This is a genomic window from Paenibacillus sp. JT31N11 (assembly GCF_056269285.1).
Map to the genome: position 1 here is coordinate 409431 of NZ_JBWDNQ010000006.1, position 17972 is coordinate 427402.

The window sequence follows — 17972 nt, forward strand, 5'->3', positions numbered from 1 at the left end:
GCTATATTTATATACAAGATATAATAGACCTTTCAACCAACTTCCTTATTTTGTTTATTTAGGAAACATGCTATATTTATCATAGATCCATTATTTAGTTCCTAGAGTATTTATAATCATTATAATAACTGGGGGAAATGATGTACATTGAGTAGTATCTTTCTTAGCCATAATTCAAAAGATAAACCTTTCGTACGAAAGCTAGCAAATGATCTTCAGCGTCAAGGGTTTATGGTTTGGGTGGATGAAGCTGAAATAAAAATAGGAGACTCTCTAATTGAAAAAATAAGGGATGGTATTGATCGAATGAGATATGTTGGTGTCATATTATCCAACAATTCCATTCAGTCAAAATGGGTTCAGAAAGAAATCGATATTGCAATGAATCAAGAAATTGATGGTGAGCAAGTCAAAGTTCTCCCAATCATGCTTGAAGAAGTCGAACCACCTGGTTTTTTAAAGGGGAAATTTTATGCGGATTTTACAGATAGCACTAAATACAAGCAAGGTTTAAAATTAATTGCGACCCGATTGAACGAATCACCTACTACAAATTCGGGATTAAGTTATGCCGAAGCAAAAGCATATCAAGAGGCGCTCAAGGCACTTGAAGCACAACTAGAGATCTCGAAGCGTGATAAAAGACTATTATTAGAGCGTCTAGCAATTGAACGGCGTGATTTACCGCAGTCACTTCTCAATGCAATAGAAAGAGAGGATAAGACTTTTCCTGAATTTATTGATATCAATCGCAATTTTGCTTTTGAATGTGAAGGAATGTCTATTACCGCAGGTTATGTGATGCATGGTATCAGAAAAGAAATGATTAAGGGTGGTCCGCATCAGATCGCCATGTGGTGTAAAATTCATAATAAGACAGATGAACTATCTCTTATAGTTGGCGCACTAGTCAAACGCCTCGATAATGTTTCATAATAACTAAACAGTTGACAAAAGTGATCCTAACTTTATAGTAGTTAGGATTTGTTTAGGTTTAAATCGCATTCTGCACCGTGTTCCTGTATTCCTTCTTCCATTCGCGGATGCCGCAGAGATAGGCCACGTATTTCATTTGCTTCGCCTGAGTGCCTTAAAGTTGCTCTTATGGGGATCGTTGCCCTAACTATTGCAGACGGTCAGTCTGTTTAGCATATTCATTTCTTCGTATGCACAGGAAGTATTATCTTAAATTTATTGCTTTTTAAAGAAATAATCAGGAGGTAGTTATATGGATTATCAAGAGAATAATGAGGTTATCATTTGGAGTCCGATCATCTTTAGTGATTCGTGGAAGAGTCTTTCTATAGCAAAGTTAGAAAAATTGCTTCCCTCTTGGTTGCATCGACGTGAACAACTTCAGCAACAAGGAACTGAGTATGAGAAGTTTCTTGATAGATTAAAAAGACAACATGCAATTGAGACAGGAATAATAGAAAGATTATATGATCTTAAAGAAGGAATCACAGAAACATTTATTAAAGAAGGATTTGTTGAATCCTATCTTCAGCATGGGGATACGAATATTAATCAATCGGTATTGATGGGCTTTCTTCGAGACCATTTCGATGCACTAGATTTTGTGTTTGATGTTGTAAAGAATGATCGCCCTCTTACAAAAGGTTTTATATTAGAACTTCATCAGTTGGTTACATCACATCAAGATTCAACGGAAGCAATAACAGCACTAGGGCACGTTATAGAGATACCACTCTTAAAGGGACAATTCAAGCAGCATGAGAATAACCCTAAGCGCAACGATGGTACAAAATTTATGTATTGCCCACCTTTACAGGTGGAAAATGAGATGGAAAATTTACTATCTATATACAAAGATCTTGAATCGAAGAAAGAAATTCATCCCGTAATTATTGCTGCTTGGTTTCATCACAGTTTTGCTCAAATACATCCGTTTCAAGATGGCAATGGCAGAATTGCTCGATTGCTTGCGAGTCTAATTTTAATAAAAAATAATCTATTTCCATTAAATATTAATAGAGATGAGAAGATAAAGTATATAAATAGCTTAGAAAAGGCTGACCAAGGTGAATCCCAGCCACTTATTGATTTATTTTGTGATGTGCAGGTACGAAATATTGAGCTTGCTCTGAACTGGAAATCCGAACAAAGACCAACCTCATACACACACGTAATGCAGCTTTTTACACAGAAGCTACAAGAAAATCAATCTCATGAACGCGAACTTAGAAATATGAAACTTAAAGAAAAACGTAAAGGAATTTTTGATGTATTACACGCTCAGTTAATAAATACAGTTAAGGATCTAGAGACAAGCGTTAATGGTATGGCCACTATAAGTTTAAATCTTGCTCCCCCAGAACAGCAGAATAGTCATTACTTTGCTGGTCAGATCATCGAATATGCAAATCAGCATGATTATTATTTTAATAGAGTATTGCCAAAAGGATGGTTTTCATTACAGATACGAATTTCGAAAGAAAAGGTGTATCGCCTTATTGTTACTGTTCATCACTATGGCTACGATGATTCAACCCTTGCTGTTGGAGCAATTCTTGATTTTGGAGAAAATGGTATTAACACTAAAGGTACTAGAAGTAGACAAGGTAGGGACAATCGGGTGTGGACAATGGTTCCTATCGATTTAAGACCTTTAACATTATCAGTTGATCTGGAAGTTTCTCAAATTCAAGAAGATCTACAATCTTTCGTTTCAGATATTGTAACAATAACATTAGCACATATTGCAAATGAAATTTATTAATTTAAAATATAATACTTTCATACCAATTAGAGAATGCTTTATTTAGGAGACCGGAGGCTAGGTTAAGTTATGCCCCTCACCCAAAATTACTATTACATTGCGGCGGATTGAGGATTTACTGAACCACGGTTCGCCTCCACCATGTAAGTGCACAACCGCATGAGGTTGTGGATTTTTGCTTTATCCACAACTTTATTGTTGGAATTATTAAGAAGGACCTTCTAGCCTGGATGTTAACTATATGCGTATTCCGAAATTGTTTAGTCACCGATTCCGGAAAGTCTTAGCCAGGGGTAGTACCAGCGTAGCTGTTCGCTGGTTCCTTAGAGTAATAAATTACGCGTCCCAGGCCCTATCAAGAGCCTTAGCGTATGTTCTCGTTAAAAAATTAGGCCGCGAATCTGCGGAGAAGTATAAATCTGGAGAACTTACAATGAGGCCATTTGATCATTATGAAAGTATGGGGCATGGGATTTAGATGGAGATATTCATATCCAGGGAAAAGGAGCTGTATTTTTGTGTCAGAAAGCATACTTTTCGGCACATTGAAAAATAGGCTTGTTTTGCGTGCCAATATATCATAAAAGTTTTTTTGGCATGTGTCATGAGACGATATGATATTTTGGCACGAAATATGGAGGACTTTTACAAATAGAGATGGGGTACCATCTGACTCTTAAATTCAGGTGTAAACTTGCGTCTAGCTTGAGGCATTGTAGTTTCGCTCCTTGTCTGTTGAGCTCATTTTACTCGCCCTCAACTTTTCTGTCCAAGTTACTGTAGCCGATCCAAAAGTTTCAAAAAAGGCTGTAAGTGATTTGTTACTTTACATCGCGTGGCTACAAACTTTAACAAGCTGATCATTTGGTACACTGGGCATTTAAATGAATCGGGGTGGAGGAAATCTCTCCTTACGTTTTTTTTAATAACAGCCTCCACAGCAAGGATAGCGACTGCATTCTAGAATTGTTAAAATTACAATTTGAAGGAGCTTTGTCCTTTGCTATCGAATATATAAATCGCAACGTCCAGAATGGGGGCTTCACCATATGAGTTCAACTGAGCTAAAGGAGATCCTCACCAAGCTCACTATCTGGAAAAAGAACGGACAGCGAGCCCCGCACAAGCCGTTATTGATCCTATATGCCTTGGGCCAGCTTCAACGGGGAGATACGGTCCTTCCCTATAAACAAGTTCGTGAGAAGCTGAAGAAGCTGCTGATCGAATTCGGTCCAGTGCGAAAATCCTGCCATCCGGAAGAACCATTTGTGCGGTTAAGTACGGATGGGATTTGGACACTCAGCAGCGTTGTGGACAAGAAGAAGTTCTCGGACAAGCAATTGGTTGCAGAAGGCGTAACAGGTGGCTTTACCCCGGAGATCCTCTCTCTTCTCTTGAGTAACGAGCAGCTCATCCAGGAGCTTGCGGAGCAGCTGCTTCATGAGCATTTTCCTGATACGATTCACCAGGATATTCTCGAGGATGTGGGTCTTTCTTTCGCAGCCCAGAAGAAGCTTCGCCGGGATCCGGACTTTAGAGACCGCATTCTTCGGGCCTATGAATACAGCTGCGCAGTTTGCGGCTTCAACGTTCGGCTAGGCCATAATCTGGTCGGTATCGACGCGGCGCATATTCAGTGGCATCAAGCCGGAGGACCAGATGTCGAAGAGAATGGTATCGCGCTGTGCTCCTTGCATCATAAGCTATTCGACCGTGGGGTGTTCACGATTACGGATAAACGTGATTTGCTCGTTGCTGAAGAGGCACATGGAACTGCCGGGTTCGAAGAGTGGCTGATGCGATTCCATGGGAAGCCCATCCGGTATCCGGTTCATCCGCTATATCAACCCAAAGATGACTATCTTGACTGGCATGTCCGGGAAGTGTTTCGAGGTCCAGCACGATATCTAGTCAAATAACAACTACCAACGAGGTGCCTCATGAAACAAGGCCTATACGAGCAACTCATCAACAAATTAACGAAGGATCAGCTATCTGCATTGGACCCTTCCTTGTTCCAGATTGGCAAAGAACGATTGGATTCGGAAGAGGCGCGGAAGCTTCTATCGACTTACATATCAGCCGTCACGCGAAGAGCTCTGAAGATCGTCAGAGAGATGACGGATGATGATGAGGCCGTATTGGCACAGGTACGAATGTGTAACGAAATCATATCAACCTTGAGAACCAGCCTTGATGATCAGGAGCTCGATGAATGGAAGCTGGATGAGCAGGGTGAGTTACTGACGTTCGTCTATTCGAAACTCAATCATATCAGAGGCATCAAGGACGAGAAGGTCCTACGTCCGGCCACGCCGCTATCCCAAAGCTCGTTGTTCACAGGCGCGCATTCCGAACCGAATATGATGAGCGAGCTTCAGCATGAGATTGTCACCTCGGATCGTATAGATCTGCTTGTCTCCTTCATTAAGTGGAGTGGACTTCGCATTCTTATGGAGCAGCTTGAACAATTCACCGAGAACGGCGGGCAGCTGCGGATCATTACGACAACTTACATGGAAGCCACGGATTACAAGGCAATCGCAGAACTAGGCAGACTCAAGAACACGGCCATTCAAATCCCTTATGATACCGACCGCACGCGTTTACATGCGAAAGCGTATATTTTCAAGCGTGACACAGGGTTCACAACGGCTTATGTAGGATCTTCGAATCTATCCAACCCCGCCCTTACAAGCGGCCTGGAATGGAATATCAAAGTGACGGAGAAGGACTCCTACGATGTTCTGAAGAAAATTGAAGCGACCTTCGAGAGCTATTGGAATGATCGTGAGTTTAAGAGCTTCACAGTGGATAATGAGGAGCATCAACTGCAGCTTAAGGAAGCTCTAGGACGCAAAAAGCTGCAAGAACAAGAAGAGCTCCACTTCCATTTTGATATTCATCCTTACGATTACCAGAAAGAGGTCCTGGAAAAGCTGGATGCCCAGCGGAGGCTATATGGGAGAAATCACAATCTGCTTGTCGCCGCAACTGGAGTCGGCAAAACGGTTATTTCTGCCTTCGATTACAAGCGCTTCGCACAGCATAATCCCAGCGCCAGACTTCTCTTCGTCGCGCATCGGGAAGAGATTCTCAAGCAAAGCCGGGATACGTTTCGTTTTATCCTGAAGGATCTGAATTTCGGGGAGCTTCATGTTGGCGGGGATCGTGCGCGGTCCATTGATCATCTTTTTATTAGCATCCAGAGCTTCAATTCTATGAAACTTGCTCAAATCACGGTCTCGGAGTTCTATGATTTTATTATTGTGGATGAGTTCCACCACGCCGCAGCGCCATCTTACCAGGCGCTACTCTCACATTACTCGCCTCAGATCCTGCTTGGCTTGACTGCAACGCCGGAGAGGATGGATGGCAAGGATATTTTACGCTACTTCGATAACACGATTGCGGCAGAAATCCGTCTCACGGACGCGATTGATCGGAAGCTGCTTAGCCCCTTTCAATATTTTGGCGTTACGGATAGCGTCGACCTCACCCATGTCAAATGGTCCCGACGAGGTTACGATCTCAGAGAGCTTGAGAACCTCTATTCGAACAACAAAATCCGTGTAACTCAGATTCTGAACAGTATGAGAAAATACGTTACCGACATGGAGCAGGTAAAAGGGCTCGGATTCTGCGTCGGCGTGGAGCATGCGGAGTATGTGGCCAAAGTATTTCAGGAGGCGGGTATCACCTCCATTGCTCTGCACGGTAATTCCAGTGATCAAGATCGTGACCAGGCGAAGATCAGGCTGGTCCGTGGGGAGATCCGCATGATTTTTGTCGTGGATCTCTATAATGAAGGGGTGGATATCCCGGAGGTCAACACGATTCTATTTCTACGCCCGACAGAGAGCCTGACAGTGTTTCTTCAGCAGCTTGGTCGCGGATTGCGGCTGGCGGAAGGCAAAGAATGCCTAACCGTTCTTGATTTTATCGGGCAAGCTCACAAAGACTACAATTTTACGGATAAGTTCCGCGCCTTGATCGGCAAGACGAAGCACTCCATTCAGCACTATATGGAAAATGGCTTCTCAACGCTGCCGCGCGGCAGCTTCATTCAATTGGAGAAGCAGACGAAGGAGTATATTCTCAAGAACCTGAAACAGGCTGTGCTGAATCGGAGAAGCCTCATTAACAAGATGAAGTATTTCGAAGGCGACACAGGATTGCAGCTGACGCTGGAGAATTTTGTTCAGCATCATCATATGAGCTTGCAGGAGTTCTACGGTGGTCGCACCGGAAACCGGACGTTCAAGGGAATGATGGCGGAGGCGGAGCTCATTGCTCCCTTCGAGTTCGAGAACGGGGATTTCGTCACCAAACGGATTCCTGCTCTGCTCGGATTGAATTCACGCCGGCTCCTGGAGTTCCTGATAACCTATCTTGAGGATGGTCGCGAGCCTGTTTCCGAAGAAGAGCATCTGATGCTCAGCATGCTGTATTACACCTTCTATCGGTCAGAGCCGTTCAAGCAAGGATATGGGAGCATCGAGCAGGGTATCCAGTCCGCTGTTGCGTGCCCGGAATTTCGGGATGAAGTGTTTCAGATTCTGAAGTACAATTATACTCATATTGATTTTGTTGATAAAAGGAACCCATTCCCTTATGCGTGTCCGCTGGATGTCCATTGCAAGTACTCCACGGATCAGATTCTGGCGGCTTTCGGATTCTGGAATGGGGAGAAGGCTCCAGCTTTCCGCGAGGGAGTTAAGTACTTCGAGGATAAGAAGACGGACATTTTCTTCATTACCTTGAACAAATCGGACAAGGATTTCTCGCCTTCCACGTTGTATGAGGATTATGCGGTCAATGAGCGCTTGTTCCACTGGCAGACGCAAAGCCGAATTGGCGAAGAAACCAACACGGCCCAGAGATATATCCACCATCGGCAAACTGGGAACCGTATCATCTTATTCGTTCGCGAGTACAAGGACGAGAATAACTACACGTCGCCTTTTGTATTCCTGGGTGAAGCAGAATATGTAAAGCATGAAGGCCATAAACCGATGAGCTTCGTATGGCGTTTGAAGGAAGAGATGCCGCCATCCCTGGTCCCGGCAGCAAACAAGGTTATCGTATAGGACGTGAACATAATGATCAGAGTAGTGGCAGCGATTATTGAGAATGAGCAGGGTCAGATCCTGATAGCCAGAAGGAAGCAGGGGAAATCCCAGGAGGGCATGTGGGAGTTTCCGGGCGGGAAGCTGGAGATTGATGAGAGCGCCGAGGAGTGCCTAAGGCGGGAGCTTCGGGAAGAGATGAATATTGAGATTGAGCCGTATTTGTATGTTGATGAGAATGATCATTGGTATGGTCAGACGCATATCCGGTTGATCGCTTATCGGGCGAGGCTCGTGAGCGGGGAGATTCGGCTTGTGGATCATGATGAGTATTACTGGGTAACCCCTGGTCAGCTGCAGGAGTTTACTTTTGCCCCCGCGGATATTAAATTTGTGGAGATGCTGTCAGAGTAGAATGGGATGAACGATAAGAGCTGGACTTGGGGCTATCACATAGCCTTTTGTCCAGCTTTTATTTGTCTTCACAGTCATGGCTATGCGCGGCGATCATTATTTGCGGCAAGTATTATTTGAAGATAAATCCATGATTCGCTCTATAAGCTGTGTCCGAATTTAACCGGAATCAGCTTTTTGTTTTTTTGCAACCGAGCTCACTTAGCCCAAAGTTTAATTGTGTTATATTGTTTGCAGATATATAGGTTATAGGATGGTGAAAACGCATGAATCAAATCAAAGATCTCCAAAAGCTTATCAAACTCACTGGCGATCGAGCAAAGTTGGATGCCAAGGCTAATGAAACATATATTGTTTATAAAACCGTAGAAGGCCAGATTGTAAAGGAATACTATGACGGTCATGTTATTCCAGTTACTGAGCAGGATGCCCCACATGAATGAATTGTCACCGATCATGAACATTTTTGCTGGGAGCAATGGGAGTGGGAAGAGTACAATTCGAAATCTCATTGTTGACCAGCTCGGAATAAGTGTGAATTACACATTGATATGAATTTTTATTTAAGGAAGAATATTCATTCAGATTCTAATAAAGCCGATATTTACTAGTAAAAGTCATTCAGTGAAAGGAACTGCCGATGTCGACGACTAAATATATTTCCACTTCCGCACTATCCAAAGAAATGAAGATTTCAGCAAAGGACTTATTTCAAAAACTACAAGAAAAAGGATTCATTAATCGTGAAAATGATAATTGGACACTAACGGCTTTAGGGAAAGAAGTCGGAGGCGTTATGAAATCTCATCCTCAATATGGATCTTATATCGCTTGGGATGAAGACAACAAGGGTCTGCTATTGACTCCCGATGATGAAGAGGACAAGCTGGTCAATACGACTACGTTAGGTAAGCATTTTAATATTTCGAAGTTAAGAATGAATCCCATATTATCCGAGCTGGGAATGGTCCAAAAGTCCATCAAGGGATGGACATTAACCAAGCTTGGTGAAAGTCTTGGCGGTAAGCAGTTCGAATATGTCCAAACCGGAATCCCTTATGTTTGTTGGAATGAAAGTATTTTGACCAACAAGCGTCTTCTGGAGACCATTCAAAGTATTAAGGGTGTTAGTAATAATGACGAAAAAGAGGCGAAACCAACCTCAGCGGCAGTTGGTTTTCGTGATAAGTTTGAGGCGAAACATCGGACAGCAGACGGTCACTATGTTCGTTCCCGGGCTGAAATGCTTATAGATAACTGGCTGTATATGTCCGAAATTGTACATGCTTACGAAAGAAGATTACCGATTGAAGAAGAAGTTTACTGTGATTTTTATCTGCCAGTCGGTAAGGTCTACATCGAATACTGGGGATTAGAAAATGACGAGAAGTACGTTGAACGGAAAAAAGTAAAGCTTGAGATTTATAATAAATATGGATTTAAGTTAATAGAGCTTGATGACGCGGACATTCAGAATTTAGACGATATCTTGCCTAAGAAGCTTTTAAAGTTCGGAATTCAGGCGTATTAAATCTTAAAGTAAGAAAGTTCATATGTATTTATGACTTTTGTAGGAGATCAAATAGAGGAATGAAGTCGGGAGAATCGTAGATGATATACAAATTGCTTGCTCAATTAAAAAAAGCCAGTCCAAAGAAAAAACCTAATCCAAAGAATGATAAGATTCAAAAGATTAATCAACGTAATAGGATAGAACCTACTCGGATTGGTGAACTAGGCGAGCATAAGATAAACATTCAATTGGACCAGCTGCCAAAGAATTGTAAATATCTAAGTGACCTCCTAATTCCTAATTCAAAATCAAGATCCGGCTATTCGCAAATTGACCATCTTGTCATTACACCTTACGGGCTCTTTGTTATTGAAACGAAGAACTATAATGGCGAAATAAAGGGTGGACGCAATGACAAGAACTGGAGCGTAAGTAACCGGTTCAAAATGTATAATCCTCTAATGCAGAACTACGGACATATAAAGGCAATTGAATCTCATTTGAATGAGTATAAGCAAGTTAAATACATCTCAATGATTTCGTTTACCATGAGATGCCGATTCAGTCTCGATCCAGATCTCCGAAAAATTCATTCTGACGAGTTAGTTCTTTATGATGTGGAATTATCAGAGTTTATTCAAAGAAAACTTGCTAGATTACAAACAGAGCATCCAGCACCATTACTCTTACCAGAGGATATTAGATTGATTTTCGACAAAATGGAAAGAATCAATATAACTGAACCAAGGGTTAGAGTTGAACATATTGAGCGAATAAAGAAGAATAACGAATAGACTGAGATTATTTCAGCAGAACTTAAATAGGTCGTACGTTTGAGCTGGACTTTAGGGCTATCACACAGCCTTTTGTCCAGCTTTTATTTGTCTGCACAGTCATGGGTATGCGCGGCGATCAATATTTGCGGCAAATATTCAATTAAGTCGGAAATTTTGCGCAAATTAATCGTTGACAATTTGCGGAAAATTGCGTAAATTGAGAACAGAATTTGCTGCAAATATTAACAATTTGCACAAACGAGTTGAAGCAGCAGCAAGGCCAAGCGTATGGATTTGGTTATTGCCAGCGTCGGAGGCATGGATTTCCATAAGCCATTCCCGCCAAGCAGCGCGCAAATCCGGAAGGAGGAGATACGCTCTAATAGATATTCACTACCCACCCAATAACAAATAACACCAACAGGCGAGGACACTTACATAAGTAGAAGACAGCTAGAGCAAGCCAACGTTTGTCGATTCGCAGAATTGAGTACGCTTACATCGAATGGGAGGTTAAGGGAGGCTATGACAATGTTCACAACGATCCACGTACGGCGGTGGCTAGGCTCAACATTAGCGGCTGTTCTCGTGTCTTCTGTGGCTATTACAGGAGTTTGGGCGCAAGCCCCCGATGCTTCGGCCGGCACTGGCGCAGGTTTTGAGGGAAGACCGGAACAATGGGCAGGCGTGCCTCATGCTTCCACGAGTTTAACGCAATCCTTGCAAGAGATTAAGGCGGTACAACAGGATGGAAAGCTGCAATTGCTGGTGCAAGGGCCCGGATTGGAGGGCCAGGGCGTCTGGTATATCGATACGGATGGCAACGACAAGACCGGATCGGCCGTTTCGATATGGAACAACAGCTCCGGGATCGATGCGAAAATTTCGGAAGGAAAGATATGGCGTGCCGTTGACGGGAGCTGGAATGAGGTCGGAACGGTCCAGCAAACTGTAAAAGGCGATGTCTTGGAAACAGAGGCTGAATTGAGCGTTCTGGGCGATGGAGTACCAGCTAATATAAGGGTAGGCTTCGCCTTGGCAGGCGATCAATACTTGCCGGCTCCAGGGAAACTGATGCTGACTGTCCCGCCGCCGTCCGGCAATGTGTTCGGACCGGATGTGAACGTGACGGTCGATGCGGATGCATCGGATTGGTCGGGTGTAGAGCCGGCCGCCATGTCCGCTGACGGCCTGACTTCGCTGTACGCGGCAGAGGATGCCAATAGTCTGGTGCTGCTGGTGACAGGTAATATGGCGGAATTCAACGACATTTATCTGGATACCGACCGCAGTGCCGACACCGGATACACCGATGTGGGATGGCCGGAATTCGGCGGCAATTGGCTGATTGAGAACGGTGCGCTGTTCCAAAGCACAGGAGCAGGCTGGAACTGGGCGCCGGTCAACGACGCGGTCCTGGAGTACAAGCAGAAGGATGAGAACGGGATCAAGACGGTGGAGTACCGCATTCCGTTTACGAATATCGGCTTGACAGGGCCCAAGGCATTCTCGATTGGATTTACCTCCAATGACATTACGGTGCCGGACAGAACTCTTCTGGCCCCGCTTGTGGCCCCTCCGATTCCCAAAATAACGGTGGACGGCAGCTCCGATGAGTGGAGTTTACTGCCTGTGACAGCCCAGGGGGAAACATCCGTTTCCGCGATGAAGGCGTTTGTGAAGGACCAGCAATTGTATGTATTGGCCCAGGCCGCATCCTTCGATGTGGAAACGAACGTATTCATCAATAGCGATAATGATCCGGATACCGGATACCTCGGCTGGGAGTTCAAACGCACCGGGGCCGACTATCTGATTCAGAACGGCAAGCTGCTTCGCAGTGCCGGCCCGGGCTGGACATGGGAAGAGATCGGTCCGGTGGACTGGAAAGTGTCCGATACGGCTGACGCTTCAGGATTCCGTAGCCTGGAAGCTCACGCCGACCTGTCCGCATACCCCAATGCCGGCAAATCGATGCGTGTGGCGATAGGCGTCGGTGAGAACTATGCGCCGGCCAAATCTTCCGATGGCGAGTATGCTCTGGCTTCTGGCGGCAGCGGCGCGCCGATCGTGATCGACGGCGAAGCAAGCGATTGGGCATCCATTGATAATTCAGTCACCGGAACGGGTGAATCCCTGGAAGCGAAAGTGGCTCAGGATGATTCCAAGGTTTACCTGCTCATTGACAACGATGCCGTGGATACCCGGAACATGTTTTATCTGGATACCGACAATAACGCTGCAACAGGCTTCCGCGGAACGGGCTGGGATGACCTGGGGGCAGACGCCAAAATCATGTATAACAAGCTGTACCTGTACAACAAGAAGAACGGGCAGTGGAACGACGCCGGTCCCGTGCGTGCGGAAATAAACGACAGCTATGCTCTCATTTACTTCTATCAGGATCAAATCGGCAGAAAAAGTGCCAAACCATTGAAAATTGGCTATACCGGCAAGGAAGTCTATCATCTTCCCGCAGCGGGAGGCCACTCTCTCGCCCTTAAAGAGGAAATACCGGTCAAGAAGCATAACGATGACTTTGTGCCGCAGGAGCGGTTCGATGTCCTGGATAATCCCTTCATGGGCTGGGCCGGATGGGGCGATACTACTGAGCCCCTGCCACAGCCCCACAAGCTCGTATACGCGAACATTAACTGGCGGGATTTGGAACCGGTGAAAGGCACCTTCGATTGGGCCGGGGTGGAGCAAAAGTTCCAGTTCGCCAAGTGGCGCGCTGAGGGCGACCGGTTGATACTAAGACTCGTGCTGGACGATCCCGGCAACGATCCGGAGATGGATATTCCGCAATGGCTGTATGACGAATTGGTTCAAGCGGAAGGCGAGAGCGGCGCCGGCAAATGGTACGATACTCCGTCTTCTGTGGTCGGTAAAGGGTTTGCGCCAAACTACAGCAGTCCGCTGCTCATTCAAGAGCATGGACGGGTTCTCCAGGAATGGGGCAAACGCTACGATAATGACCCGACTATCGCATTTATTGTTATTGGCAGTCTCGGCCATTGGGGGGAATTTCACAACTGGCCGGAAGAAGTATCCGGTAAATTTCCGAGCGTGAAGGTATCGGATCAATATGTGCAGCAATACATCGACGCGTTCCCTCATAAGAAAATCGGCATGCGAAAGCCATACCCAATCGCCGCCTCCAATCAGCTTGGATTGTTCAACGATGTGTTCGGCAGCAAGGGCGCAACTGACACCTGGGTGAATTGGACCGTCGACGGCTGGAATGAGATCGCTCCGTATGTGGAGGAAGGCGAAGATCCGGCAGCTGTGCAAGCCGCCTCGAAGATGCCGGATTTCTGGAAACACGGTTATTCCGGCGGTGAATTTTATAACGGAAATCCGTTATTGTCCCTGGGCGATGATACAATCATGGAGACATTGCGGGAAACAAGGGCAAGCCATACCTCCTGGTTGGGACCTTCTTCACCGGCCAGGTATCAGCTGGGCGATGATATAACGGAAGGCCAACAAGCCAATATCGATTTGATGCATAACACCATGGGGTACAGGTTTGTGCTTGAATCGGTCGCTCATGACAAGAAAGCCAAAGCCGGTAGATCCCTGGGAATCCGCATGAAATGGAACAACAAGGGAGTGGCTCCGTTTTACTTTGAATGGCCGCTTGCGCTCGCGCTTGTCGATTCCAAAGGAAAGCTGGTATCGGGCAGCATTCAGCGAGTGGGGTCGGAGGACTTGAACGAATGGCTCCCGGGTCGTCGCGATGTCAATGTCAGCTATACACTGCCGCGCAATCTACATCCGGGAAAATACACATTGGCCATCGGAATTCTCGATCCGGACACCGGACTTCCGGGCGTTAGCTTGGCTATCGAAGGCGCAAGAAAGGACGGCTGGACAACGCTGGATTCCTTCCAGGCAACCCGTTGATCGTCCTTGCAATCATTGACATTATAAATATCCGATAAAGAGAATGGCCGTTGACCCGAACCCCGGGTCAACGGCCCGTTTGTCGTCAAGTCAAGCCTCTATCCATTCCAGAACGGCATCATGATGGGGCTGCTCCCAAATTCTATCGTCAGCTCTATAAATCAACAGATGCAGCTGTATAAATCTATGGTATTGTAATAGATATGACAGGAATAACGAGAGGTATCCATGCAAATCATTCGTGACGTCCGCAAGTTTGTTGTGATCCCCGGAGCGGGGACGCTGCTCACCATGTTGTTTCTCTACGGTATAGGAACCGGCATTTTGGCTCCCATGAACGCCGTATATCTCGACGAGAGCATTGGCCTTTCCAAAGTACAGATCGTTGCCGTCTTCGCGGTATCCCTGTTCTGCAACATGGCTATCACCATTACAGTCGGCTGGATCAGCGACCGTCTGAAGAACAAGAAGCGGCTCCCGGTATTGGCGGCTTTTCTGTGCATGATCGGGTTGTTCATCTATATGAACGCCACGGACTTCCGGAGTGCGCTCATCGGCATGACGATTACGGTCGCACCATCGGGATTGATCATGGGGCAGCTGTTTGGCATGGCCCGCAATCATTTCTCCCGCACTGCCGGCGACATTGTGGAGATGGCCCAGCTGTGGCTTCGGGCCTCCTACAGCGTTGGCTTTTTTGCGGGGCTGCTTCTCGGAGCGAACATCTTCCTCATTGCCACGTTTAAAGGCGTGCTGTGGGGCAATTTGGCAGGCTATGTGTGTCTGGTGGCTCTGCTGCTGTTGTTTAAGGAAACGACGGGAGAACCGGGAGTAAAGCATGTGGTCAAGGGAGAACCGTTCTCCCTGATTATGCTGATTGCCCTATTGATGCTCTCCTGCGCCGATGCCATCCGCGGATTATATTTGCAGCTTGTCGTACTCAAGCTGTTCGGCAAGCCGGAGATCATGTCCTACATATGGAGCGCACAAGCGGTATTCGAGCTGTTGTTCATGACACTGGGCGGATATTGGGCGGCACGGTACGGCAGTAAGAAGATTATCTTTGTCGGCGGCTGCTTCGCGCTCGCCACTTATTTGATTTATACGGGCAGCTCCGCGCTTCCTGTTTTCTTTGCCGTACAGCCGCTCTATTCGTTCTTCGTATCCATTCTGTACGGGGTGGCCATGGGTTATGTACAGCGGATGTTCTTAAGCCGGACAGGCTTCGGAGCCAGCTTGTACGTGTTCATCTCACAGACGGCGTCTCTCATTGGATATTTCCTGCCGCTGTTCATTGAGGGCATAACGCCGGATATTTTCTTCATACCGAGCGCTCTGGTAGCACTATCCTTGCTCATGATCGGAATTGTGCTGTACCGGGAGAAAGCGAGAGGCTCGTTGATCAAATCTTTAGAAGGATAGGGGAAGCATTGATGACGGATTATAGCTACTATTGTAATACGAGAATCGAGATGGGGATGGGCAAATCCGGCCAGCTGCCCGAGCTGCTGCAATCCTTGCAGATCGGTTCATCCATTCTGCTGGTCAGTGATCCGGGCGTCGTGAAGGCGGGATTATCCGCACCGATTCAAAATGCGCTGGAAGCCTCAGGATACCGGGTTGTTCGGTTCGATTCCCTCTCGCAAAATCCAAGGGATACAGAATGTCTTGCCGGGGCCAGACTCTTCGCTGAGCAGGGCATGGATGCTGTCGTTGCCATTGGCGGCGGAAGCGCAATGGATACGGCCAAAGCGATTGCCCTGCTGGGTCCGAATGGAGGCACCCCGGTTGACTATTGTGAGGGAAGGCGGGCGTACACCAATATCGCTCCGATCATCTGTATTCCGACCACGGCAGGCACCGGATCGGAAGTGACGCGTTCCTCGGTTATTACCGAGTCTTCCACGCATCGCAAGCTTACGCTTAAGCATGCCTCGCTGCGGCCGCTGCTTGCGGTTCTTGATCCGCAATTGACCTTCACCGTGCCGAAGTCCGTCACTGCAGCAACGGGTGTTGATGCCTTGGTTCATGCGATTGAAGGCTATACATGCAAAGTGACCAATCCGATCTCGCAGGCGCTTGGCGCGAGGGCGATGCAGACGATTGTTGCTGCTCTGCCGGCCGCCTTCAGCGATCCCGAACATGAACAGGCCCGTTATAGCATGCTGGAGGGCAGTCTGCTCGCGGGATTATGCTTTGGCTCCAGCGATGTTGCGGCTGTTCACTGCCTGGCCGAGGCCCTTGGCGGATTGTACGATACCCCCCATGGGGTGGCGAACGCGGTGTTTTTGCCTTATGTGCTGAAGTTTAACACGCAGGAAGAGAAGCCGATCCACGCCACGCTCGCGCGTATCATGAAATTTGCCGCAGAGCTGGATAATGACGAGGCCGCCATTGATAAAATGATCACCGGAATTCGGGAGTTTACGGCAGGGCTCGAAATTCCGAAGCTGAAGGACCTGCCGGGCGTGCGGAGAGAGGATTTTCCCCGGATCGTCGAGCTGGCTGTGCAGAATAATTCAACGCCAAGCAATATCCGCCCGATTGGCGCCGGGGATTACCTGCATATTCTTGAGCAAGCCTACGATGATGTGATTTGAGTATCGGAATTAGCGGGTAGGAATCTTAAACTGGAAAGCATCCGCGGCGCTGGCGGCGATTAAGAAAGCAGGCACTCCGGAATATGCCGCCTTCACTAAAAACGCCTGTTGCATGATCAGGGCTCGGGCAATAAAGTATTGGCAAAATGAGGGAACCGTGGCATGATGGATACGAATCGCTATCTCGAAAAAAATGGAGGGATTCATTTATGCGGATTCGGAAATCTATTATTGCAATGGCTATAGTTGTATCAATACTTTTTGCTTCACAGTCAGTATCTGCAGCTCCTGCTTCAACTCTAGAAACGACAGATGTTCATTACTTTATTGGTTATGGGTATCATATTAAGTCGAATGAATTCTTTATGGGTTATCTTGGTTTTTATTGGGATGTCGATTCATTTATATGGACGAACAATACAGATCATGATATTGCAATCGAACCATGGCTGTTTTCTCCGTCTGGCCTACAATATGATATGGACATTGCTTCAGTTGATTATTATCAATTGCCTGATGGACGATTGGAGAATTTATTGGTTGAACCCGACAGGGAAGGTCAATATGTTTATAAAAAATCAGTTGGCCCAAATGATGGTCCCACTAGTCCGATAACAATAAGGCCTGGCAAAACAGCTTACTTTTGGATTGAACCAGCAGAGCAGGACTTCAGTAAGGAAAAAAACTATGTATTTTGGATCAATGAGGTGCCTATCAAAAAATAATGCATACGTATAATAGGGGCCGCTCATACAGAGCGGCTTTTTATGTCGTGTGACTAAAACGTTTATTTTACGACAATTTCTAACAAAGAAAAGGACCTTAGTCTAATTATCAAGAGAGGGGAAAAATGGCATTCTTACGAATAGATAGCCGGATGGCTTCGCGTTATTCCCGCTTGACAAGCACTAGCTTGCATGCAGCACTTGCGAAATATCGAAAAGACGTTTT

The 17972-nt window shown here is 46.2% G+C and carries 12 protein-coding genes; all 12 read left to right on the top strand.

The window, feature by feature from the left end:
• Positions 1-147 precede the first annotated feature (147 nt).
• Positions 148-936 carry a toll/interleukin-1 receptor domain-containing protein gene (locus AC0YNV_RS22460; RefSeq protein ID WP_475769994.1) on the top strand — a complete coding sequence of 263 codons (789 nt, stop codon included), beginning with the start codon at positions 148-150 and terminating at the stop codon, positions 934-936.
• Positions 937-1228: 292 nt separating this feature from the next.
• Positions 1229-2740 carry a Fic family protein gene (locus AC0YNV_RS22465; RefSeq protein WP_475769995.1) on the top strand — a complete coding sequence of 504 codons (1512 nt, stop codon included), beginning with the start codon at positions 1229-1231 and terminating at the stop codon, positions 2738-2740.
• Between the two features lie 1049 nt (positions 2741-3789).
• Positions 3790-4659, top strand: a complete 870-nt coding sequence (locus AC0YNV_RS22470; protein WP_475769996.1) for a phosphorothioated DNA-binding restriction endonuclease — start codon at positions 3790-3792, stop codon at positions 4657-4659.
• A 21-nt stretch (positions 4660-4680) separates the two neighbouring features.
• Positions 4681-7830: a DEAD/DEAH box helicase gene (locus AC0YNV_RS22475; RefSeq protein ID WP_475769997.1), complete on the top strand. Its 3150-nt coding sequence runs from the start codon at positions 4681-4683 to the stop codon at positions 7828-7830.
• 12 nt (positions 7831-7842) lie between these two features.
• A complete protein-coding gene (locus tag AC0YNV_RS22480) occupies positions 7843-8223 on the top strand; it encodes a (deoxy)nucleoside triphosphate pyrophosphohydrolase (protein ID WP_475769998.1) in 381 nt (126 codons plus the stop codon).
• A 266-nt stretch (positions 8224-8489) separates the two neighbouring features.
• Positions 8490-8666, top strand: a complete 177-nt coding sequence (locus AC0YNV_RS22485) for a hypothetical protein (RefSeq protein WP_475769999.1) — start codon at positions 8490-8492, stop codon at positions 8664-8666.
• A 197-nt stretch (positions 8667-8863) separates the two neighbouring features.
• Complete coding sequence (locus AC0YNV_RS22490) at positions 8864-9754, top strand: helix-turn-helix domain-containing protein (RefSeq protein WP_475770000.1); 891 nt, start codon at positions 8864-8866, stop codon at positions 9752-9754.
• An 80-nt stretch (positions 9755-9834) separates the two neighbouring features.
• Positions 9835-10530 (top strand): nuclease-related domain-containing protein, encoded by a 696-nt coding sequence (locus AC0YNV_RS22495; RefSeq protein ID WP_475770001.1) that lies wholly within the window; start codon positions 9835-9837, stop codon positions 10528-10530.
• Positions 10531-11043: 513 nt separating this feature from the next.
• Positions 11044-14421 carry a DUF4832 domain-containing protein gene (locus AC0YNV_RS22500; protein ID WP_475770002.1) on the top strand — a complete coding sequence of 1126 codons (3378 nt, stop codon included), beginning with the start codon at positions 11044-11046 and terminating at the stop codon, positions 14419-14421.
• Between the two features lie 228 nt (positions 14422-14649).
• Positions 14650-15843 carry an MFS transporter gene (locus AC0YNV_RS22505; protein WP_475770003.1) on the top strand — a complete coding sequence of 398 codons (1194 nt, stop codon included), beginning with the start codon at positions 14650-14652 and terminating at the stop codon, positions 15841-15843.
• Between the two features lie 11 nt (positions 15844-15854).
• Positions 15855-17021 carry an iron-containing alcohol dehydrogenase gene (locus AC0YNV_RS22510; protein ID WP_475770004.1) on the top strand — a complete coding sequence of 389 codons (1167 nt, stop codon included), beginning with the start codon at positions 15855-15857 and terminating at the stop codon, positions 17019-17021.
• Positions 17022-17230: 209 nt separating this feature from the next.
• Positions 17231-17746 (top strand): hypothetical protein, encoded by a 516-nt coding sequence (locus tag AC0YNV_RS22515; protein WP_475770005.1) that lies wholly within the window; start codon positions 17231-17233, stop codon positions 17744-17746.
• Positions 17747-17972 lie beyond the last annotated feature (226 nt).